Raw genomic sequence first — 22100 nt, forward strand, 5'->3', positions numbered from 1 at the left:
GAAAAGCCGGCCGCCCCGGGCTCACCCGATGGTCGCGATCGCCACGCCGGCTGCCACATAACTGCCCGCCGCAGCGGACATGGCGATGCGCCCCGCGCGATGCGCGACGACCTGCATTTCCATCTTCATTGCTTCCATCACGGCGATGACGGTGCCTTGCGCGACCTCGTCGCCGTCGGCGACTTTCCAGCCTTGCAGGGTGCCGGAGACCGGCGCGGGCACGGCGGCGGCGTCTGCCACCGGCGCTTGCACAGCAGGCGCGGCGCCCACGCCACCACCAGCAGCAGCCGACGACAGCCCGCGCAGCAGCTCGGGCGGCAGGCCCAGCGACATGCGGCGCCCGCCCACTTCGATGGCGGTGCGATACAGCGTGGTATCCGGCATCGGTTCGGGCCGCACTGCCGCCGTCTCTGCGTTCGCAAAATCGGTCTCGATCCAACGCGTGTGCACCTTGAAGACGTCTTCCGAAACGAAGTCGGGATGCGCCATGACGGCACGGTGAAACGGCAGCACCGTCGCCAGGCCCTCGATGCGGAACTCCTTGAGCGCGCGGCGCGCCCGCGCAATCGCCTGCGCGCGCGTGGCGCCGGTGACGATCAGCTTGGCCATCAACGAATCGAAAGTGCCCGGCACCGCCCCGCCGGCCACAACGCCCGTGTCGACGCGAACACCAGGACCCGAGGGCGCATCGAACACATTGACCGGCCCCGGCGAAGGCAGGAAGCCACGGCCCACGTCTTCGGCGTTGATGCGGAACTCGAACGAATGGCCGCGCGGCACCGGCGTCTGCGTGATCGACAGCGGCAGGCCGTCGGCAATGCGCAGTTGCTCGATCACGAGGTCGATGCCGGTGGTTTCCTCGGTCACCGGATGCTCGACCTGCAGCCGCGTGTTGACTTCGAGGAACGAGATCGCGCCGCTCGCGCTGAGCATGAACTCGACCGTGCCCGCACCGGTGTAGCCGGCGGCCGCGCAGATGTCGCGCGCCGACTGATGGATGCGCTCGCGCTGCGCATCGCTGAGGAAGGGCGCGGGCGCCTCTTCCACCAGCTTCTGGTTGCGCCGCTGCAGCGAGCAGTCGCGCGTGCCGAGCACGACGACCTGGCCGTGCGTGTCGGCGATGACCTGCGCCTCGACGTGGCGCGGCCGGTCGAGGAACTGCTCGACATAGCACTCGCCGCGACCGAAGGCCGTGACAGCCTCGCGCACCGCCGACTCGTACAGCCCCGCCACTTCGTCCATGCGCCACGCGACCTTGATGCCGCGACCGCCGCCGCCGAACGCGGCCTTGATGGCGACCGGCAGGCCGTGCTGCTCGGCGAAGGCCAGCACCTCGTCGGCGCTGCTCACCGGGTCGGCCGTGCCCGCGACCAGCGGCGCGCCGACCTGCATCGCGAGCTTGCGCGCCTGCACCTTGTCGCCCAGGCGGGCAATGGCGGAGGGCGACGGGCCGATCCAGACCAGGCCCGCGTCGATGACCGCCTGCGCGAAGGCCGCGCTCTCGGACAGGAAGCCGTAGCCGGGGTGCACCGCATCGGCGCCGCTGCGCTTGGCAACCGCAAGCAGCTTGCCGATGTTCAGGTAGGTGTCGGCGGGGCGGTTGCCGTCCAGGCCGTAGGCCTCGTCGGCCATGCGCACGTGCAGGGCATCCAGATCGGCATCGGCATACACGGCGACCGATTGCACGCCGTAGTCGGCACAGGCGCGCGCAATGCGCACGGCGATTTCGCCACGGTTGGCGATCAGGACTTTTTTCATCGCAGGACTTTCGATCTCAAGGTTCGACGGGGCCGGGGCCGGAGCCTTGGCCCGCAATGGGTTGGAAGCGGACGCGGGCGTTCACGGGGATCTGCCCCGCACGGTCCAGGTGATAGGTGGCGACGGAAGCGATCACGGGGTAGCCGCCGGTCAGCGGGTGGTCGGCCAGGAACAGCACAGGCTGGCCGCTGGGCGGCACCTGGATCGAGCCCCGGGCCGTGCCTTCGCTCGGCAGCTCGGACGTGTTGGCGCGCACCAGCGCCTGCTCGCCGGCCAGCCGGATGCCGACGCGGTTGGACTGCGGCGTGACCAGCCACGCTTGGCTGCACAGGCGTTCGACCGCATCGGCGGTGAACCAGTCGGTGCGTGGGCCGAGCACGATGTCGAGCACGACTTCTTCATGCACGGTGGGCAGGTCGACCGGCGCTGCTTCAGGTGCGCCGACGACAGCGCCGGATGCGACCGCGCGCACCGGCAGCACGTCGCCCGTGACCACCGCCGGCGGGCCAATGCGGGCCAGCGTGTCGGTGGAGCAACTGCCGAGCACGGGCGCGATGGCGAAGCCGCCACGCACCGCCAGGTAGCTGCGGATGCCGGCGCTCGGCTCACCCAGTGTCACGACGTCGCCATCGGCCAGCGCGACCGGCTGGTGGCGCGGCAACGGCCATTGCGCGCCGTCGGCGCGGGTCAGCGTGAGCGGCCCGTCGGCGCCGGTGACGGCGATCACCGCCTCGCCACGGCAGGCGAACTGGAAGCCGCCGTAGGCGATCTCCAGGCAGGCGGTGTCGGAGGCATTGCCGACCAATCGATTGGCCGCCTGCAACGCCCGCTGGTCCATCGCGCCGGAGGCGGACACGCCCTGCTTCGCCTGCCCGTGGCGGCCACGGTCTTGCCACAGCGCCTGCAGTCCCGCGGCGCGAACCTCGAAAGCGCAGCCACCTTCGACGGCGGCAGGCACTGGTGCCACCGCCGCGTCCTGAACCACAGGCAGCGACACCTGCGACGCCGTGACATCCACGAAGCGCACCGTGTCGCCGGGCTGCAGCAGCGCCGGCGTTTCACGCGCCAGGTCCCACATCGGCGCATCGGTCACGCCGATGATCTGCCAGCCACCGGGGCTGGCCTGCGGGTACACGCCGCTGAAGCTGCCTGCCAGCCCGACCGCACCGGCCGGGATGCGGGTGCGCGGCACCGCGCGCCGTGGCACGTTCAGGCTCGGGTGGCCGCCGGCCAGATAGGCAAAGCCGGGTGCGAAACCGGTGAAGGCGACCTTGTAGTCGCTGCCCGTATGGCGGCGCACCACTTCCTCGGGCGTGATGCCGAGCAGGCCGGCCACTTCGGCCAGGTCCTCGCCCGTGTAGCGCACGGGAATCTCGATGCGCTTGTCGACTCGCGTCTCGCGGGCGTCCAGGCTGCGCTGCCCGATCTCGCGTGCGAGCGCCGCCGCCGAAATCGCGGCAGGCCGAAAGCTGACCAGGATCGTGCGCGCGGCAGGCACCAGTTCTTCGACGCCCGCGATGGGCTCGGCGCGCAGCGATGCCAGCAGCGCGAGCGTCTGTGCCAGGTCGTCGAGTTCGACCAGCACGGCATTCAGATTGACCGGCAGGAAGCGCATCGTCATGCAGCAGCCGCTTCCACGACGAAAGGCCTGATCGTCACGCCGGCTTGTTCAAGCCGCTCGCGCACCCGGCGCGCCATCTCGACCGCGCCCGGGCTGTCGCCGTGCACGCAGACCGAGTCGGCCTGGATGCGCACCACGCTGCCGTCGATGGCCGTGACCACGCCTTCGCTGGCCAGCCGCAGCATGCGTTCGGCCACGTCCTGCGCGTCGTGCAGCACCGCACCGGGTTCGCGGCGCGACACCAGCGTGCCCTGCGGCGTGTAGGCGCGATCGGCAAAGGCCTCGGCCACCGCGCGCAGGCCCTGCGCCTCGGCCCAGCCCAAGAGCGGCGAACCCGCCAGCGCCACGAGGCACAAGCCGGGGTCGATCTCGCGGATGGCCGCGATGACATCGCGCGCCTGCCGCTCGTCATGAGCGATGGTGTTGTAGAGCGCGCCATGCGGCTTCACATAGCGCACGGTGGTGCCGGCCGCTGAGGCCAGGCCCTTCAGCGCGCCGATCTGGTAGATCACGTCGGCGCGCAGGTCGGCGCTGTCCACGTCCATGTTGCGGCGGCCAAAGCCCACGAGGTCGCGGTAGGCCACGTGGGCGCCGACCGCGACGCCGCGTTCCTTCGCCTGTCGCAGCGTGCGCAGGATGCCCGCGGGGTCGCCTGCGTGGAAGCCGCAGGCCACGTTGGCGCTGCTCACGATGCCCAGCATGGCGGCGTCGTCGCCCATGCGCCAGACGCCGAGGCTTTCGCCGAGGTCACTGTTCAAGTCGATGTTCATCGTTGGTCTCCGGCGTGCATGCACGCACGCCTTGGGGTCAGGTCAATGCAGGCGGCCGGCCGTTTCACGCACGTCGTTGCGCACCGTGAGCGCGGTGCGGATCGCCACGCGCATCGCGTCCACCTGCGTGGCCAGCGCCATGCTGGCCACGCCCGGCTTGGACGTGGTCTGCTCGGGCAGGTAGGGCACGTGGACAAAGCCGCCACGCGCGTGCGCCAGCGCCGGACGCGTCGCGAGCCGATGCATCAGCGCGTAGAAGATGTGGTTGCACACGAAAGTGCCGGCACTGTTCGACACGGCCGCGGGCAGGCCCGCCGCGCGCATGTCGCGCACCATGGCCTTGATCGGCAGCGTCGCGAAGTAGGCGGCCGGGCCGTCCTTGACCACGGGGAGATCGATGGGCTGCTGTCCGACGTTGTCGGGGATGCGCGCGTCATCGATGTTCAGCGCGGCGCGTTCCATCGAAATTTCAGTGCGCCCGCCCGCCGCGCCGATGCACAGCACCAGCTGCGGAGGCGGGCCAGCCAACGCGGCGTCGAGCGTGTCGATGGCTCGGCCGAACACGCAGGGCAGTTGCACCGCCTGCACCACGGCGCCTTCGCAGGCCCAGCCGTCGAGCGTGCGCGCGATTTCCCACGCGGGGTTGACCGGATCGTTCTCGAAGGGCTCGAAGCCCGCGACCAGCACGCGCGGGGCCGAGCCGTCTGTCGTCTTGCGCAGGTCCATCAGCGGAACATCAGGAAGTACAGCAGGAAGATGTTGACCACCAGCAAGGCCGCCGCGGTCGGTATCTGCACCTTGATCACCGCGTTCTTGTCGGGCAGCTCCAGCAGCGCCGCCGGCACGATGTTGAAGTTGGCCGCCATCGGCGTCATCAGCGTGCCGCAGTAGCCCGAGAACATGCCAATGGCCGCCATCACCGCCGGGTCGCCGTGGTACACGCCCACCAGCACCGGCACGCCGACGCCGCCCGTCATCACCGGGAAGGCCGCGAAGCCGTTGCCCATGATGATGGTGAAGAGCGCCATGCCCAGCACGTAGACCACCACCGCCACGAAACGGATGTCCATGTTGATGTAGCTGGTGGTGATGTACGCCACCGCCTTGCCCACGCCGGCGTCGGAGAACACCAGGCCCAGCATGCCCAGCATCTGCGGCAGCACCACGGCCCAGCCGAGTGCGTCGGTCAGGCGGCGCGATTCGCGCATGCCCTGCACCGGGGTTTCGCGCGTCAGCCAGCAGGCCAGCGCCAGCGCCACCACGCAGCCTACGCCCAGGCTCACCAGCGTGGTGTTCTTGGGGTCGAGCAGGAAAGCGTCGCCGATCTTGACCTTGCTCATCAGCACGGTGCCGATGACGGTGACCAGCGGAATCGCCAGTGCCGGCATGAACAGCTTGTTGCCCAGGCGCGCGGCGCTGGCCTGGTATTGCTCGGGCGTGGGCTCGCGGTGCTTGCCCACGCCGACGCCGCGCATGCCAGCAATGACGGCCATCGCGATGGCGCCGACGCCGACCCATGCGGGCGGCAGCTTGTCGCCGATCAGGAAGACCAGCGAATAGAGGCCCCAGAACACCGCGCTGGTGTAGCGCTTGGGGTGCTTGGTGTCGGTCAGCGTCATGATCGCCGTGATGGCGAGGATGAGGCCGACCAGGATGTACAGGTGCTGGATCGACAGGATCATGATCAGCGTCCTTCCTTGGCGGGCACGGCGGCGGACGGCTCGGCAGCGCCCAGTTCACGGGCCAGCGACTGGTCCAGCCGGCGCAGGCGCCAGGAATGGATGATGAAAGCGGCGATGGCGGTCGGAATGCCCCACAGCGCGATGTGCAGCGGCTCCACGTCGATGCCGGCCTCGTGCAGGAAGGTGCTCATCAGCACGATGGCGCCGAAGGCCACGAAGATGTCTTCGCCGAAGAACAGGCCCACGTTGTCGGTGGCCGCGGCGTAGGCGCGCAGCTTGTGGCGGATGCGGTCGGGCAGCTTGCCGTAGCGGTTCTCGGTGGCGCCTTCGGCCATCGGCGCCAGCAGCGGACGCACCATCTGCGGATGGCCGCCCAGGCTGGTCAGGCCGATGGCTGCCGTGAGTTCGCGCGCGGCGAGGTAGACGATCAGCAGGCGCCCGGCGGTGGCCGACTTGATGCGGCCGATCCAGTTCTGTGCGTGCTGGCGCAGGCCGTGCCGCTCCAGCAGGCCGATCACAGCCAACGGCAGCAGCAGGATCAGCGGCAGGTTGCGCGTCTTGATGAAGCCCGTGCCGATGGCCGTCAGCACCGCCATCGGGCTGAAACCGGCGGCGAACGCCGTCACGATGGCCGTGACGATCACCACCAGCATCGGATTGAAGCGCAGGATGAACCCCGCAATGATCACGGCCACGCCAATCAGCGGCCACAGGGGAATGTCAGGAGTCATGTTGGTCTTTCGTTTGAACTCGGAGCCAGCCTGCGCGGGCGCGCCGGTGAATCGATTGATGCAAACCCCGTGCCAATGAATGAGCAATTCATTTCTTATGAATCACTCATTTAAGACAAGTTGTTGAACAATTTGCGGCAGTATGCCCAACAACAGTGCCCGGATACCCCCATGAAAACCCTGAAAAAAGCATTCTTTGGTGCGCATTTCGCCGCCCCCGCATGCGCGGCTCGGCGCGGGGGAAATCTGCTACAAAGCAGGCTCGCTGCGCCTTGTGGGACGGTGTCGCCCAGTCGGCATGGCCGGTGAGCGCGCGGCATCCACGCTCCCTTTGCATCCCCTCCCGGCATGAACCGACTGGTCTCCTCCACTTCCCCTGCCGCGCCGGCCGCCGGCGCGCAGACCCTCAACGACCGGGTGGCCGAACTCATTCGCCAGAAGATCGTCAAGGGCGAGTTCTCGCCGGGGCAGCGGCTGTCGGAAGCCGCGCTGGCCGACAGCCTGGAGATTTCGCGCAACACCCTGCGCGAGGTGTTCCGCACGCTGACCAAGGAAGGGCTGCTCAAGCACGCGCCCAACCGCGGCGTGTTCGTGGCGGTGCCCAGCATCGCGTCGATCATCGACATCTACCGGGTGCGGCGCCTCATCGAATGCCAGGCGCTGGCCCAGGCCTATCCGCGCCACCCCGCCAAGAAGCACATGCGCGACGCGGTTGAAATGGCACACCAGTGCCGCGAAGCCGGCGACTGGCTGGGCGTGGGCACGGCCAACATGGAGTTCCACATGGCCATCGTGGAACTGGCCGACAGCGAGCGGCTGAACATCCTGTTCGCGCACATCCTGGTCGAGTTGCGGCTGGCCTTCGGCCTGCTGAAAGACCCGGAGTTCCTGCACGCGCCCTACGTGGACATGAACACCAAGCTGCTCGAACTGATCGAAGCCGGCAAGTTCGCCGAAGGGGCGGTGGCGCTGAACGACTACCTCATTCACTCCGAGCGCATCGTGCTTGCGGTCTATGCGCGGCAGATGCCTGAAAGCGGTGTCGACGGCTAGGCCCCTCTTCGAGCGCTACCTCAAGCGATGGGATTTGACCATCGACGGTGAGGCGCTCACCTCGCTGAACGGCCATCTGCTGCCTGTTCGCCAGCGCGGCGTGCCCGCCATGCTCAAGCTTTCGCAAGCGCCCGAGGAACAGGCCGGCGCCCTGCTGATGGCCTGGTGGAACGGCGATGGCGCAGCGCCCGTGCTCGCTCACGACGGCGAAGCCCTGCTCATGGTGCGTGCGCAAGGGGCGGACTCGCTCTCGCGCATGGTCGAACGCGGCCACGACGACGACGCCACGCGCATCCTGTGCGCAGCGGCCGCGCGCCTGCATGCGCCGCGCAACAAGCCGCTGCCGCCGCTGGTGCCGCTGACCGACTGGTTCAGGTCGCTGTGGGCCGGCGCCGCCACACACGGCGGCGTCTTCGGGCACAGCGCGCGCATCGCACGCGAACTGCTGGCGGCGCCACGCGACGCCACGGTGCTGCATGGCGACATCCACCACGGCAACGTGCTCGACTTCGGCCCCGCGGGCTGGCTTGCCATCGACCCCAAGGGCCTGCACGGCGAGCGAGGCTTCGACTACGCGAACATCCTGTGCAACCCGGACGGTGAAAGCGCCCTGGCACCGGGTCGCCTTGCGCGCCACATCGACCTCATTGCGGACGCATCGGGCATCGAGCGCCGGCGGCTGTTGCAGTGGGTGCTCGCGTGGGCCGGCCTGTCGGCGATCTGGATGCTGGAGGACGGCGATGAGCCAGGCAGCACCCTGGAGGTGGCGAAGCTGGCGGCATCGGCACTCGGCATCGCAGACGCTCCAGGCTGAGGCCTGCTAGACCAGTTCCAGCTTCAGTGGCCTCGAAGCCCAGGCGCTCGTAGAAGCGGTGCGCGTCGGTTCGGCGCTTGTCGGTGGTGAGCTGCACGAGGCGACAGCCGGCCGTGCGGGCGGCCTCGATGGCGTGGGCGAACATGCGCTCGCCGATGTCCTGCCCGCGATGGGTGGACGCCACCCGCACGCCCTCGATCTGCGCCCGCAGCGCGCCCTGCCGCGCCAGCCCCGGAATGACGATGAGCTGCAGGCAGCCCGCGACCTGCGACCCCAGCACCGCGACCAGCACCTCGTTGCCGGCCTGCGCCTGCATCTGCCGCCACGCGCTTTCGTAGACGGAGAGATCGCCGGCTCGTTCGCGCGATGCGCCGAGCACGTCGTCGGCCAGCATGGCCGCGATGGCGGGCAGGTCCGCCAGCACGGCGGTACGGATGCTCAGGGGTGGGTTCGTTGTCATTGCATGCCTCGGGTGAACTGAAATAATGACCGACCCTGCCACGCCACGCTGACGGATACGCGCCATGACCCTGTCTGCCTACCTGCTGTTCCTGCCCGCCTGCTTCGCCATCAACATGGCGTTCGGCCCCAACAACCTGCTGTCGGTGACCAACGGCGCAAAGCACGGCGTGTCGCCTGCCGTGCTCGCGGCCGGCGGGCGCCTGCTGGCCTTCGCGATCATGATCGCCATCGCGGGCCTGGGCATGGGCGCGGTGCTGGTGGCGTCGGAGATGGCCTTCGACGTCATCAAGTACATCGGCGCCGCGTACCTCGTGTGGATCGGCATCCGCCTGCTGCGCGCGCCGGCTCCGACGGCCGAGGTGCAGGCACGCGATGCCTCCGCGCCGCCCTCGCTGCGCGCACTGGCGCGGCAGGAGTTCACCGTGGCGGCGGGCAACCCGAAGGCCATCCTGGTGTTCACCGCCTTCTTTCCGCAGTTCGTGGTGCCCGGCGCGTATGCGTCGAGCTACATGCTGCTGGGCGTGACCTTCCTGGTGTTCGAGCTGGTCGCGATTGCGCTCTATGCGCTGCTGGGCGTGCGCATGCGCCGCATGGCCAACGGCAGCCGCGCGATGCGCTGGTTCAACCGGGTCAGCGGCAGCATGATGGTCGGCTTCGGGCTGATCCTGGCGCTCACGCGCCGGCCGGCCGGTTGATCGCGCTTCAGGCCTCGCGCTAGCACTCGACGATGTTCACGGCGAGGCCGCCGCGCGAGGTTTCCTTATACTTGGTCTTCATGTCCGCGCCGGTCTGCATCATGGTGCGGATGACCTTGTCCAGCGAGACGAAGTGGGAGCCGTCGCCGCGCAAGGCCATGCGCGCGGCGTTGATGGCCTTGACGGCGCCCATCGCATTGCGCTCGATGCACGGGATCTGAACCAGCCCGCTGATCGGGTCGCAGGTCATGCCCAGGTTGTGCTCCATGCCGATCTCGGCCGCGTTCTCGATCTGCCCGGGCGTGCCGCCCATCACGGCGGCGAATGCCCCCGCCGCCATCGAGCAGGCCACGCCGACTTCGCCCTGGCACCCGACCTCCGCACCCGAGAGCGAGCCGTTCTTCTTGTAGATGATGCCGATGGCCGCGGCGGTGAGCAAAAACTCGACCACCGCATCTTCGCCCGCGCCGGGAAAGAAGCGCTGGTGGTAGTGCAGCACCGCTGGAATCACGCCCGCCGCGCCGTTGGTGGGCGCGGTGACCACGCGCCCGCCGACCGCGTTTTCTTCGTTGACGGCAATGGCGTACAGGTTGACCCAGTCCATCGCCGCGAGCGGATCGGGTGTGGCCGCATCGACCGCGTCACCTTTCAGTTGCCGGAACAGGTCCGCCGCGCGCCGCCGCACCTGCATGCGCCCGGGCAGGGTGCCGGTGCTCGCGCAGCCACGCCGCACGGCCCCGGCCATGGTGTCCCACACCCGAAGCAGTTGCGCCCGTACCTCGGCCTGCGGGCGCCATTGGCTTTCGTTGTCCATCATCAGCGCGGCGATCGACTTGCCGTGCGCCTTGCATTGCGCGAGCAGGTCCGCGCCGGTCTCGAACGCGAAGGGCAGCGTGGTGGGCGACAGGCGCTGCACGCCCTCGTCGTTGCGCACGCCTACGCCCTGCACGTCGACGACGAAGCCGCCGCCCACGGAGAAATAGTCGGCCTCGGCCAGCGGCAGGCCCTGCGCATCCAGCGCAATGAACCGCATGCCGTTCGGGTGATACGGCAGGCTCTTGCGCATGAAGAGCAGGTGCGCCTTTTCGTCGAAGGCCACGGTGTGCACGCCCAGCAGGCACAGGCGGCGCTCTTGCCGGATGGCCGCGACGATGGGCTCGATGGCATCGGGGTCGATCAGGTCCGGCCGATGGCCTTCCAGCCCGAGCAGCACGGCGCGGTCTGTTCCGTGGCCCCGGCCGGTGGCGCTCAGCGAGCCGTACAACTGCGTCACCAGCGTGGCCACGTTCGGCAACAGGCCCCGCGATTGCAGCAGGCAGGCGAACTGTCGCGCCGCGATCATCGGCCCGACCGTGTGCGAGCTGGACGGCCCGATGCCGATCTTGAAAAGATCGAAGGCGCTGACGAGCGTGGAGCCCGACTTCGCAGCGTCGGTCACCGCGCCTTCACCGCCAGGTTCCACAGGGCCACGAGCTGTTCGTACTCCGCCGAAGCCGCGTCCTGGTCGAGCGGGAAGATCTTGATGGCGCCAAGGTCGGGCAGCGATGTGAGCTTGGACACCGGGATGTCGCTGCGCACCGGGCGGCGGAAGTTCTTCACCAGCAGTTCCTGCTGTGTTTCCTTGCTCAGCAGGTCGTTATACAGCGTGATGGCGGCGTCCATGTTCTTCGCGCCCTTCACGATGAACATGCCTTCGGGCGCCAGGTAGCTGCCCTCGGTGGGGTAGACCAGCTTGATCTCTTTCTGCCCGCCCGCCACGTACTCCTGCGCCGCGTATTCGATGGTCAGGCCCACCGGGTATTCGCCGGCGGCCACGCCCTTGTAGGTGCTGCCCGAAGACGCGGTGATGACCGCATTGGCCGCCAGCTTCGCGAGCCCGTCGCGGCCGAACTGCTTGAGCAGCCCATACACCAGCATGTAGGCCGTGGCGCTCTTGCTCGGATCGGTGATGGCGAACTTGCCCTTCCATTCGGGGCGCATCAGGTCCGACCAGGTCTTGGGCGCGGCCATGCCCTTGAGCTGGCGCTCGTTGACCATCATCACCATCACATGCACGTTGGTGCCGACCCACAGGTCGTTCGGTCCGCGGAACGCCGCGGGAACAGCGGACAGCTCAGGCGACTTGTAGGGCGCCATCTGGTCCTTGTAGGCACCCAGCGTGCCGAAGCCGCCGCTCCAGAGCAGGTCGCCGCGCGGGCTCTTGGCCTCGGCCTGGATGCGCTTCATCAGCGTGCCGGTGCCGCCGGTGACCTGCTGCACCGTGAGCGCGGGCGACTTCTTCTTGACCACCGCCAGCGCGGTCTCGACGGTCTCCGTGTTGTTGGACGAGTAGAGCACCACCGTCTGCGCGCCGGCCACGCCCGCCACGAGGGCCAGGGCCGCGACCGCGCATTTCGCCAGAGACTTGAAGGACATGAAAACCTCGCAGGTTGAAGTTGGTTATTTGCTGGAAAAGAGATTGATGCGGAACACCTTGATCGACACGACGATGGGCAGCAGGATCACCGTGACCAACGCCGCGCCGTAGGCCGAAGCCAGCCCCAGGCGGCCGCCGTCGACCTGGCGGAAGATGGCGATGGGCATGGTCTCCAGGCCGCCCGTGTAGACCACGATGGAGGCGGACAGCTCCGAAATGGTGGTCACCCACATCAGGATGCCGGCCGAGATGATCGAGGCCTTCATGGCCGGCAGCAGCACCTTGAAGAAGGTCATCAGCGGCGACACGCCCAGGCTGATCGACGCCTCTTCGATCGAGTCCGAGATGTTGAACAGCGTCGACGACGCATTGCGCACCGCAAAGGGCAGGCGGCGCACCGTGTAGCACAGCACCATGATCCCCGAGGTGCCCGCCAGCACCAGCCAGCCGGTGTTGAAGGTCTGCACCAGCGCAATGCCCAGCACCGTGCCAGAGATGGTGAGCGGCAGCACCACGATGTAGTCCAGCAGTTGCGTGAACGGGTTGCGCTTCTTGATCGTCAGGTAGCTCACCAGCACGGCGAAGGCCACGCCCACCACCGTGGCCATCGAGGCGAACTTCAGCGAATTGAAGATCGGCTCGGGCGCACCGCGCAGCGCGCGCTCCAGGCTCGACAGCGACCACTGGCCCCAGCGCATCACCGGCCCGCTGGTCTCGGTGAATGCGCCCACGAAGACGATGAGCAGCGGCAGCATCGACAGCACGATGATCACGCCCACGCTGAGCGCGTAGAGCACCGCCGCGCCCGAGCGCACGCGCACCACCGCCGGCGCGCGCCCCTGCGTCATCGTGTAGATCTTTCGCTCGACCACGCGCTTCTGGAAGAACAGCACGATGGCCACGATGCCGATGGACACGACCGACATCGCGCTCTGCAACGTCGGGCTGCCGCCCATCTCGCCGACGAAGGCGTTGTACGTCATGACCGACAGCAGCGGCACGCTGCTGCCCAGCACCACCGACAGCGCGAAGTTGCCCACCACCAGCGTGAACACCACCAGCGCATTGACCAGCACCGCGGGCAGGATCACCGGCACCAGCACGCGCAGCTTGGTCGCCAGCGGCGAGGTGCCCAGGCTCAGGCCCGCTTCTTCGAGTTGGCCGTCGAAGCCGCGCAGCGCGGCCAGCACACCCAGGTAGATGTAGGTGTAGTAGACCAGGGTCATGGAAAAGACCATGCCCGTCCAGCCGTAGAAGGTCGGCAGCTCGATGCCCACGCCGGCCAGCATGTTGGTCACCAGCCCGTTGTTGCCGAGCAGCAGCAGCCACGACTGGCCGACGATGATCTCGGGGATCACGATGGTCATGATGGGCAGCACGGCCACCAGGTTCTTCAGCGGGAAGTCGTAGCGCGCCACCATGTAGGCGAAGGGCACGCCCACCGCCACCGTGCAGGCCGTGACGGACACGCCGAGCACCAGCGTGTTGCGAAACGCCAGCAGGTATTCGCTGTCGCGCAGCAGCGTGATGAAGCCGGACAGCGAGAACGCACCCGACTCGTCACGCACGCTGTTCACGAACAGCGTGCCCAATGGATAGAACACGAAGAACAGCAACAGCACAAGGCTGAGCAGGGTCAGGAAGCCCCAGGGCCACCATTTGATTTTCATGGTTCGCTTCCCGCTCAGGCGCCGACGATGCGGCTGTCGGCCGGCACCAATACCTGCACCGCGTCACCGGCCTGGAAGTCGGCCACCATGTTGCCGGCATGAAGCTCGACACGGATCTCGGAGTTGTCATGCAGCCGGATGCGGTAGGCGGTCTTGAAGCCCAGGTACTGGCGGCGCAGCACCTCGCCCGCAATGGCGTTCGGCACATGCGGCGCGGGCGCCATCAGCGACAGCGCTTCGGGCCGCGCGATGAGGATGCCCTGCGCACCCAGCGCGGCACCGCCCTGCATGCCGTCGAGCTGCTGGCCGCACAGCTGGTAGCGCACGTGCGACGCGGCCCCGCCAGCGGACTCGGCCGGCACCGGAATCACGTTGGCCGAACCGATGAAGTCCGCCACGTAGGCGTTGACCGGCGTGCCGTACAGCTCTTCGGGCGTGCCCAGTTGCGCGATGCTGCCGCGGTCCATGATGGCGATGCGGTCCGACATGGCCAGCGCCTCTTCCTGGTCGTGCGTGACGAACACGGTGGTGATGCCGGCCTCGCGCACCAGGTCCAGGATCACGTCGCGCATCTGCAGGCGCATCTTGGCATCCAGGTTCGACAGCGGCTCGTCCATCAGCAGCACGCGCGGGCGGATCACCAGCGCGCGGGCCAGCGCCACGCGCTGGCGCTGGCCACCGCTCATCTGCGCCGGGTAGCGGTCGGCCAGCGCGAGCAGGCTCACCTTGTCCAACGCTTCATTGACGCGCCGGGCAATCTCCGCCTTGGGCACCTTGCGCGCGCGCAGGCCATAGGCCACGTTGTCGAAAGCCGTCTTGTCGGGAAACAGCGCGTAGTCCTGGAACACCATGCCGATGTCGCGGTGGTGCGTCGACACGCGCGTCACGTCGTCCTTGTCGAACAGGATGCGGCCGCCGTCGGGTTCGTTGAAGCCCGCGATGCAGCGCAGCAGCGTGGTCTTGCCGCAGCCGCTGGGGCCAAGCAGGGTGTAGAAGGCGCCATCCGGCACATGCAGCGACAGGTTCTGCAGCACCGTCTGATTGGCGAACTGCTTGACGACGTTGTCGATGGTGATGGAAGCCATGTCTCTTGTTCAGGGTGGAAAGAAGCGCGATGCTAGGTGCGCCCCTCCCGTGCCACCAGCCGTATTTTTTAAGGCCGCTGGTTAGTTTTTCTGCAGGCTTCCCGGTCTACGATGCCCGCCGGCCACCGAACGAAGGCGGCAAGCAACCGAACACAAGAAAAGCATGAGGAAGACAAGCCTGTCCGCCAAGGTACGCATGTGGTGACGCGACGCCTCCCCCCTTTGAAAGCGCTGCGCGCTTTCGAAGCGGCGGCGCGCCATGCCAACTTCACCGCGGCCGCCGACGAACTCAGCATCACCCACAGTGCTGTCAGCCAGCAGATCCGCCTGCTGGAGGACTACCTGGGGCAGCCGCTGTTCGCGCGCGAGGCGCGCGGCGCGACGCTGCTGCCGCATGCGCGCGAGTACTTCGCCGAAGTGCAGGCCAGCCTGGACCGCATCGCCAGCGCCACGGCGGCGCTGAAGTCGCCCAACCAGCGCAGCAGCCTGCGGGTGTGCACCACGCCTTCGCTGGCGATGAAGTGGCTCATTCCCCGGCTGGCCGGGTTCCAGGCGCTTGCGCCCCTGGCCGACGTGCAACTGTCGACGCTGGGCCGGCAATTCTTCGACCAGGCCGAGGCCGGCAGCGACGTGCTGATCCGCCGCATGCCCATGCAACGCCCCGATCACACCTGCGTGCGCTGCCTGGACGACCACCTGGTGGCCGTGGCGTCGCCACGCTTCATCGAGCGCCATCGCATCGCCAGCATTGCCGATTGCCTGGGCCATCCCTTGCTGCAGGCCACGGGCGGGCTGGAGAACTGGCCGCGCTGGTTCGAGCTGGCCGGCCTGCGCGTGCCGCCCCAGTTGCCCGGCCCCGTGTTCGACCACCAGTTCCTCTGCATGCAGGCGGCCATGAACGACTTGGGCCTGGCCCTGGCGCCCTGGTGCCTGCTGGAAGAAGACATCCGGGCGGACCGGCTGCGCCTGATTTTTCCCGAGCCCCGCCTGCCCGCCTCGGGCGTCTACGCGCTGTACCGCACCGAAGGGCCGGTGGCCGCACTGGCGCGGCAATTCGTCGACTGGCTCAGCACGCAGCACTGGACCGCAGGAAGCACCCCATGAACAAGACACCCGGGCAGCACCTGCCCTTGATGCGGCTTTCGGATTTCAAGCTGATCGCTTTCGACATGGACTCGACGCTGATCGACATCGAGACGGTCGACGAGATCGCCGACATCGCCGGCTGCGGGCCCGAGGTCGCGGCCATCACCGAAGCCACGATGCGCGGCGAGATCACCGACTACAAGGAAAGCCTGCGCCAACGCGTGGCCCTGCTGCGCGGCGTACCGCTGTCCGCGCTGCAGGCCGTGTACGACCAGCGCCTGCACCTGAACCCGGGCGCCGAAACGCTGATCGACGCCTGCAAGCGCGCCGGCCTGCGGGTCGTGCTGCTGAGTGGCGGCTTCACCTTCTTCACCGACCGCCTGCGGGACCGCTTGCAACTGGACGACACCCGCTCCAACGTGCTGGAGATCGAGGACGACCGGCTCACCGGACGCATGCTCGCCCAACCGTGGGGCGACATCTGCGACGGCGAGGCCAAGAAGGACAAGCTGCTCGACTGCTGCCGCGCGATGGGCATTTCGCCGGCGCAGGCCATCGCCGTGGGCGACGGTGCCAACGACCTGCCGATGATGCGGGTGGCCGGGCTGTCCGTGGCGTACCACGCCAAGCCCAAGGTGCGCGAAGAAGCGATGGCGGCCATCGACGAAGGCGGGCTCGACCGGTTGCTCGACTTCTTGCAGGGCGCGCACGCGGGCGCCTGAGTTCGCTCAGGCCTTCAGGTACTCGGCCTTGGTGCCGAGCCAGCGGTCGATGTGGCGCTGCGCCAGCTCGGGGTGCTTCTTGAGCATGACGGGTGCCAGCTCGCGCGCCCAGTCGAGCAGCAGGATGTCGGTCGTCAGGTCGGCAAAGCGCAGCAGCGGCGCGCCCGATTGGCGGGCACCGAGAAATTCACCGGGGCCGCGAATCTCCAGGTCGCGCCGCGCGATCTCGAAGCCGTCGCCGGTCTCGGCCATCGCCTTGAGGCGCGCGCGTGCCGCCTCGCCCACGCGCCCGCTGTCGCCCGGTGCATAGAGCAGCACGCAGGCCGAGGCCGCCGCGCCGCGGCCCACGCGACCACGCAACTGGTGCAACTGCGAGAGGCCGAAGCGCTCGGCGTGCTCGATCACCATCAGCGAGGCATTGGGCACGTCGACGCCCACTTCGATCACCGTGGTGCTCACCAGCACCTGGATTTCATTCGCGGTGAAGGCGGCCATCACCGCCTGCTTCTCGGCGGTGGGCATGCGCGAATGCAGCAGGCCGACATGCACGGCATCGCCCAGCGTGCCGGCCAGCTCGTCGCGCGTTTCGGTGGCGTTGCGCAGATCGACCGCCTCGCTTTCCTCGATCAGCGGGCAGACCCAGTAGACCTGCCGGCCTTGCGAAATCTGCGCCTGGATGCGGTCGATCACCTCATCGCGCCGGTGGTCGGCCACCAGCTTGGTGACGATGGGCGTGCGGCCCGGTGGCAGCTCGTCGAGCGTGGACACGTCGAGGTCGGCGTAGTAGCTCATCGCCAGCGTGCGCGGGATGGGGGTGGCGCTCATCATCAGCAGGTGCGGCTCCAGGTCGCCGACGGCCTTGCCTCGCAATGCCAGGCGCTGCGCCACGCCGAAGCGGTGCTGCTCGTCGATGATCGCGAGTGCGAGGCTCTTGAAGCGCACCTTCTCCGAGATGACCGCGTGCGTGCCGATGACCAGCGCGGCCTCGCCGCTTTCAACGGCGGCCGACATTGCATCGCGCTCTTTCTTCTTCTGGCTGCCCGTGAGCCACGCCACGCGCAGGCCGCGCGCGGCCAGCAGCGGATCGAGCCAGCCGACCAGCTTGCCGAAATGCTGTGCCGCAAGGATTTCGGTCGGCGCCATCAGCGCGCACTGGAAGCCCGCGTCGATGGCGCGCGCCGCCGCGAGCGCGGCCACCACCGTCTTGCCCGAGCCCACGTCGCCCTGCAGCAGCCGGTGCATCGGGATCTCGCGGCCGAGGTCGCGCGTGATCTCTTCGCCCACGCGTTGCTGCGCGCCGGTCAAGCCGAAGGGCAGCACCGCGAGCAACTGCGCATGCAGCGAAGTCGCCACCGGCTCTGCCGACGCAGGCAACACCGGCGCGCGCTGCGCCGCGCGTTCCAGCCGGGCCTGCAACTGCGAGAGCTGCTGGGCCAGCAGTTCTTCGGCCTTGATGCGTTGCCACGCCGGATGGCTGTGGTCTTCGAGCGTGGCCATCGCCACGTCGGGCGTGGGGTAGTGCAGGAAGGTGAGCGAGGCGCGCAGGTCCCATGCACCACGCAGGCCGATCTGCACGGGGATCGTTTCGTCGAGCACGGCGCGCGCCAGGCCCGAGCGCACCTCGCGCCGCAGCACCGGCTGCGCCAGGCCCGCGACGGTCGAGTAGACCGGCGTGAGCGCGTTCGGCAACGCCGTGCCCGCCGCCTTCACCGTGGGATGCATGATCTGCCGCCCCACGAAGCCGCCGCGCACGCGCACCCGCGCGCCGACCGCGAGCTGCTTTTGCTGCGACGGATAGAAATTGAAGAAGCGCAACTGGCAGGTGTCGCTGCCGTCGTCGATGGTCGCGATGAGCTGGCGACGCGGGCGGAACACCACCTCGCATTCGGTCACCACGCCCTCGACCTGCGCCATGTCGCCGTCGCGCGTGTCGGCCAGCCGCACGATGCGCGTCTCGTCCTCGTAGCGCATCGGCAGGTAGAGCGCGAAGTCGATGTCGCGCACCAGGCCCAGCTTGCGCAAGGCGCGCTGCACCAGGCTCAGGCCGGTGCCGGGCGGCTGCGGCGGCGCTGCTGCAGCCGCAGGGGCTGCGCCGGCTGCGGGTGGGGGCGGGGCTTTCTTGGGCGGCACTGGCAGGGTTTCTAGCGCGGGCGACAAAGGTCCGTCAAGGCGCTGCGCGCATCGGGGAACGCGAAGCGGAACCCGGTCTGCAGCAGGCGCGCGGGCACCACGCGCTGCCCTTCGAGCAGCAGGTCGGCCTGTTCGCCCAGCAGCAGCTTGACCGGCGCAGCGGGCGTCGGCATCCAGCAGGGGCGGTGCATCACGCTGGCGGCCACGCGGGTGAACTCTTCCTGCGTGAGCGCACCGGGCGCGGTGAAGTTGAAGACCTGCGCGGCGGCACCGTCGCCGGCCTCCTGTTGTTCGGTCAGCGTCCACACATGGGCCATCGCGCGGATCACGTCATGCACATGCACCCACGACAGCCACTGCCGCCCGCTGCCCAGGCGCCCGCCCATGCCGAGCGCCACGGGCAGCAGCAATTGCGGCAGCGAACCCTGGTGACCCAGCACGAAGCCGAAGCGCATGCAGGCCACGCGCACGCCATGCGCCACTGCCCCCCGCGCCGCCTGCTCCCAGCCCTGGCACAGCGTCGACATGAAGATGTCCTGCGGCGGTGCGTCTTCGGCCAGCTCGGCGGTGTCGCCTTGCGGCTGCACGCCGTAGTAGCCGATGGCCGAACCCGACAGCAGCAGCCACGGCTTGCGCGGTCGGGTCGCGATCCACGTGACCAGCGTGTCCGTCAGGCCTGCGCGGCTTTGCATCAACTGGCGCTGGCGCCGTTCGCTCCATCGCTGGCCGAGGATGCGCGCGCCCGCCAGGTTGATGACCACGTCGACATCGTCCGTCGCCGGGATCTGTTCGAGCGCCTGCACGCAGCGCACCGCGCCGCCGAAGCCCCATGCGGCCGAGCGCGCATCGCGCGTCCACACCGTCACCGCATGGCCGTCGGCCACAAGGTGGCGCACCAGGAGTTGGCCGATGAAGCCGGTGCCACCGGTCACCAGCACGCGCTGCGGCTTGTTGCTGCCGAAGCGCACCGGCGCATCGACCGCGCGCTGTTCTTCCTGCGCGGTGCGGCGGAACAGCGCACGCGCCGCCAGCCCGTCGCGCAGCCCCGAGATGCCCACGCCCACGCCGCACAGCGCAAGGAAGGCACCGAGCCAGCCCTGCGGCTGCCACACCAGCGCGGTGGGTTGCGCCGCCCAGTCCACCGCATTCATCGCCAACAGCGCGATGAACGCGCCCGCATTGATGGCCAGCACCGTGTGCGTGACGCGCTCGGTGGGCGGCAGCAGGCGGCTGCCGTCTTCCACCACGAAGTCCCACAGCGTGAGCACGATCTCGACGCCGAACACCGCGAGCAGCACCCAGGCCCACACGCCGTGCCAGGCCCACGACGACAGCCCGATGAACATCGCGCAGTAGATCGACGAGCGCACCGCGTGGATGGACAGCTCGCGCCGCGCGGTGTTGCGCTGCGCCAGCGCCTCGGTGCCTTCGTGGTGATAGAGCGTGTCGAACGCGCCCATCAGCCCCTGCGCGGCCATGAGCTGCAGCGCCAGCAGGTGGGTGTCGATCGTCATGCGGCCACCGCCTTCGGCTCGGCCACTTCCTCGAACACGCCGACCTGGGTGAAGGTGGTGCCCATCAGCCAGTGCCGGATCTCGATGCGGATGTTGAAGCGTTCCGGCGTCTCGTTGTGATGCCACAGAAAAGTCTTGCCGGGCGTGAACAGGCCGGGCAACGGAATGCGCCAGCCCAGCACGTCCCAGAAGTAACCGTCGCTCTGAAAGTGCAGACTGCCGCTGGGTTCCACGCTCAGCACCAGCTTCATGCCCAGGCCCATGCCCACGTACTCCAGCACCTCGCCGCGCTCGCTCTCGCGCATGAAGCTGGTGAACTGGATCGGCTTGCGTCCATGCAGGCGGTAGATGCGCTGCTTGTAGATGGCCGGGTCCTGCGGCTTGGCGTAGACCTGGATCTCCACCGGGAAGTCGGCGTCGCTGTAGGGAATGAGCGCACCCTGGATCATCGGCTGCGTCAGATATCCCAGCAGCTTGCCGAAGCGCGAGCAGCGCAGTTCGCTGAGCGCGCCGAGGTAATGCAGCGCCTTGCCAGGCGACGGGTTCTTGTCGAAGCGCCGGCGGATGTCGGGGTGCAGGCCCTGCCACTTGCTCCCCAGGATCTTCTTGAAGAGCTCGCCTTCGGAGGGGCCGGGCTGGGGGGCGGTGCGCGCGGCATGTGAATCAGGCATCCGTCGATTCTGCCTTGGCAACACGGCCCCGATACCCCCGTGTCGATGCCCTGTTTTCCGTCCATGGGACAATCCCGCCCGCTTCCGGTTTTCTCTTTCCTTTCCCCACGCCTCCTTGGCACGGGCCCGTCCGGCCCTCAAGCACCATGCGCGCCTTCACGCTTTCCGATTTCGATTTCGTCCTGCCACCCGAGCTGGTGGCACAACACCCGGCCACCGAACGCACCTCTTCCCGTCTGCTCGACGGCACAGGCGACGCCCCGGTCGACCGCATCTTCAAGAACCTGCCTTCGCTGCTGCGCGCGGGCGACCTGCTGGTCTTCAATGACACGCGCGTGGTCAAGGCGCGCCTGTTCGGCGAGAAGCCGACCGGCGGCAAGCTCGAACTGCTGGTCGAGCGCGTGCTGCAGGGCCAGGAGGTGGTCGCGCACATGAAGGTGAGCAAGAAGCCGCCGGTCGGCACCACGCTGCAGATGGTCGGTGGCTTCCGCGCCACGCTGCTGGGCCGCTGGCCCGAAGAAGACGGCGCGCTGTTCCGCTTCGGCTTCGAGAGCGACGCCGGCGAAGATCCGTGCGCGCTGATGTCCCGCTGCGGCCACGTGCCGCTGCCGCCCTACATCACGCACACCGACTCGGCCGACGACGAGAGCCGCTACCAGACCGTGTTCGCACGCGTGCCCGGCGCCGTGGCCGCGCCCACCGCCGCACTGCATTTCGACGAAGGCCTGCTGGCCGAACTCGAAGCGCGCGGCGTGCAGCGCGCCAGCGTCACGCTGCACGTGGGCGCAGGCACCTTCCAGCCGGTGAAGACCGAGAACATTTCAGAGCACACGATGCACGCCGAGCGCTATGAAGTGCCCGAGGCCACGCAACGCGCGATTGCCGAGTGCAAGGCGCGCGGCGGCCGTGTCGTCGCGGTCGGCACGACCACGGTGCGCACACTCGAATCGTGGGCCAAGAGCGGCGAAGCCACGGGCGACACGCGCATCTTCATCACGCCCGGCTTTGCCTTCGAACACGTCGACCTGCTGGTGACCAACTTCCATTTGCCCAAGAGCACGCTGATGATGCTGGTCTCGGCCTTCGCGGGCTACGAGCGCGTGATGGCGCTGTATGCCCACGCCATTGCCAACGGCTACCGCTTCTTCAGCTATGGCGACGCCATGCTGCTGGAGCACACAAACACCCTGAATTGACGATCGATATAATTCCGCTTACCA

General features: G+C 68.4%; 19 protein-coding genes and 1 pseudogene. 6 read left to right on the forward strand and 14 right to left on the reverse strand.

The window, feature by feature from the left end; translation table 11 throughout:
• Positions 1–21: 21 nt before the first annotated feature.
• The 6 genes from ACSFB7_RS14245 to ACSFB7_RS14270 are packed head-to-tail and all read right to left on the reverse strand — an operon-like array spanning position 22 to position 6562.
• Positions 22–1758, reverse strand: coding sequence for an acetyl/propionyl/methylcrotonyl-CoA carboxylase subunit alpha (locus ACSFB7_RS14245; protein WP_435471090.1), 1737 nt, complete (start codon positions 1756–1758; stop codon positions 22–24).
• A 16-nt stretch (positions 1759–1774) separates the two neighbouring features.
• Positions 1775–3373, reverse strand: a complete 1599-nt coding sequence (locus ACSFB7_RS14250; protein WP_435471868.1) for a 5-oxoprolinase subunit B/C family protein — start codon at positions 3371–3373, stop codon at positions 1775–1777.
• Between the two features lie 2 nt (positions 3374–3375).
• Entirely contained in the window at positions 3376–4149 is a 774-nt protein-coding gene (locus ACSFB7_RS14255; protein WP_435471092.1) for a LamB/YcsF family protein, read from the reverse strand.
• 42 nt (positions 4150–4191) lie between these two features.
• A complete protein-coding gene (gene pcp / locus ACSFB7_RS14260; RefSeq protein ID WP_435471094.1) occupies positions 4192–4875 on the reverse strand; it encodes a pyroglutamyl-peptidase I in 684 nt (227 codons plus the stop codon).
• A complete protein-coding gene (locus ACSFB7_RS14265) occupies positions 4875–5831 on the reverse strand; it encodes a DUF979 domain-containing protein (protein ID WP_435471096.1) in 957 nt (318 codons plus the stop codon). Before ACSFB7_RS14265 ends, pcp begins: the two co-directional genes overlap by 1 nt.
• Positions 5832–5833: 2 nt before the next feature.
• Positions 5834–6562 carry a DUF969 domain-containing protein gene (locus tag ACSFB7_RS14270; protein WP_435471098.1) on the reverse strand — a complete coding sequence of 243 codons (729 nt, stop codon included), beginning with the start codon at positions 6560–6562 and terminating at the stop codon, positions 5834–5836.
• Positions 6563–6910: 348 nt separating this feature from the next.
• Between ACSFB7_RS14270 and ACSFB7_RS14275 the strand changes: the two genes are divergently transcribed.
• On the forward strand, positions 6911–7615 hold the full coding sequence (locus ACSFB7_RS14275) for a GntR family transcriptional regulator (RefSeq protein WP_435471100.1): 705 nt from the start codon (positions 6911–6913) through the stop codon (positions 7613–7615).
• Positions 7578–8429 carry an aminoglycoside phosphotransferase family protein gene (locus ACSFB7_RS14280; RefSeq protein ID WP_435471102.1) on the forward strand — a complete coding sequence of 284 codons (852 nt, stop codon included), beginning with the start codon at positions 7578–7580 and terminating at the stop codon, positions 8427–8429. The genes ACSFB7_RS14275 and ACSFB7_RS14280 overlap by 38 nt, the downstream gene beginning before the upstream one ends.
• Before the next feature lie 55 nt (positions 8430–8484).
• On the opposite strand, the pseudogene ACSFB7_RS14285 reads toward ACSFB7_RS14280, so the two are convergent.
• Positions 8485–8955 (reverse strand): annotated as a pseudogene (locus ACSFB7_RS14285) (N-acetyltransferase family protein); the annotation flags it as partial.
• Here ACSFB7_RS14285 and ACSFB7_RS14290 point away from each other — a divergent pair.
• Positions 8954–9586, forward strand: a complete 633-nt coding sequence (locus ACSFB7_RS14290) for a LysE family translocator (protein WP_435471104.1) — start codon at positions 8954–8956, stop codon at positions 9584–9586. The pseudogene ACSFB7_RS14285 and the gene ACSFB7_RS14290 overlap by 2 nt on opposite strands.
• Before the next feature lie 19 nt (positions 9587–9605).
• Here the strand turns inward: ACSFB7_RS14290 and ACSFB7_RS14295 are convergent, their stop codons facing one another.
• From ACSFB7_RS14295 to ACSFB7_RS14310, 4 genes are read right to left on the reverse strand one after another with little or no spacing between them, the layout of a single operon-like run.
• Positions 9606–11024, reverse strand: coding sequence for an L-serine ammonia-lyase (locus ACSFB7_RS14295; protein WP_435471106.1), 1419 nt, complete (start codon positions 11022–11024; stop codon positions 9606–9608).
• Positions 11021–12001, reverse strand: coding sequence for an ABC transporter substrate-binding protein (locus tag ACSFB7_RS14300; RefSeq protein ID WP_435471108.1), 981 nt, complete (start codon positions 11999–12001; stop codon positions 11021–11023). Before ACSFB7_RS14300 ends, ACSFB7_RS14295 begins: the two co-directional genes overlap by 4 nt.
• A gap of 24 nt (positions 12002–12025) precedes the next feature.
• On the reverse strand, positions 12026–13672 hold the full coding sequence (locus ACSFB7_RS14305) for an ABC transporter permease (protein ID WP_435471110.1): 1647 nt from the start codon (positions 13670–13672) through the stop codon (positions 12026–12028).
• Positions 13673–13686: 14 nt separating this feature from the next.
• Entirely contained in the window at positions 13687–14757 is a 1071-nt protein-coding gene (locus ACSFB7_RS14310) for an ABC transporter ATP-binding protein (protein WP_435471112.1), read from the reverse strand.
• A 222-nt stretch (positions 14758–14979) separates the two neighbouring features.
• On the opposite strand from ACSFB7_RS14310, the gene ACSFB7_RS14315 reads away from it, so the two are divergent.
• Both ACSFB7_RS14315 and serB read left to right on the forward strand, forming a co-directional pair.
• Positions 14980–15861 carry a LysR substrate-binding domain-containing protein gene (locus ACSFB7_RS14315; RefSeq protein ID WP_435471114.1) on the forward strand — a complete coding sequence of 294 codons (882 nt, stop codon included), beginning with the start codon at positions 14980–14982 and terminating at the stop codon, positions 15859–15861.
• Complete coding sequence (gene serB, locus ACSFB7_RS14320) at positions 15858–16565, forward strand: phosphoserine phosphatase SerB (RefSeq protein WP_435471116.1); 708 nt, start codon at positions 15858–15860, stop codon at positions 16563–16565. The genes ACSFB7_RS14315 and serB overlap by 4 nt, the downstream gene beginning before the upstream one ends.
• Before the next feature lie 6 nt (positions 16566–16571).
• Here serB and recG read toward each other — a convergent pair whose 3' ends face one another.
• From recG to ACSFB7_RS14335, 3 genes are read right to left on the reverse strand one after another with little or no spacing between them, the layout of a single operon-like run.
• Positions 16572–18695 (reverse strand): ATP-dependent DNA helicase RecG, encoded by a 2124-nt coding sequence (gene recG / locus ACSFB7_RS14325; RefSeq protein ID WP_435471118.1) that lies wholly within the window; start codon positions 18693–18695, stop codon positions 16572–16574.
• Between the two features lie 11 nt (positions 18696–18706).
• The gene (locus ACSFB7_RS14330; RefSeq protein ID WP_435471120.1) at positions 18707–20209 is read right to left on the reverse strand and encodes a TIGR01777 family oxidoreductase; all 1503 of its coding nucleotides are present in this window, start codon (positions 20207–20209) and stop codon (positions 18707–18709) included.
• Positions 20206–20880 (reverse strand): DUF4166 domain-containing protein, encoded by a 675-nt coding sequence (locus ACSFB7_RS14335; protein ID WP_435471122.1) that lies wholly within the window; start codon positions 20878–20880, stop codon positions 20206–20208. Before ACSFB7_RS14335 ends, ACSFB7_RS14330 begins: the two co-directional genes overlap by 4 nt.
• A gap of 146 nt (positions 20881–21026) precedes the next feature.
• Here ACSFB7_RS14335 and queA point away from each other — a divergent pair, with 146 nt between their 5' ends.
• Positions 21027–22076, forward strand: coding sequence for a tRNA preQ1(34) S-adenosylmethionine ribosyltransferase-isomerase QueA (queA, locus tag ACSFB7_RS14340; protein WP_435471124.1), 1050 nt, complete (start codon positions 21027–21029; stop codon positions 22074–22076).
• Positions 22077–22100 lie beyond the last annotated feature (24 nt).

The organism is Variovorax raffinosi, from assembly GCF_051216615.1.
In the GTDB taxonomy this organism is placed as follows: domain Bacteria; phylum Pseudomonadota; class Gammaproteobacteria; order Burkholderiales; family Burkholderiaceae_C; genus Variovorax.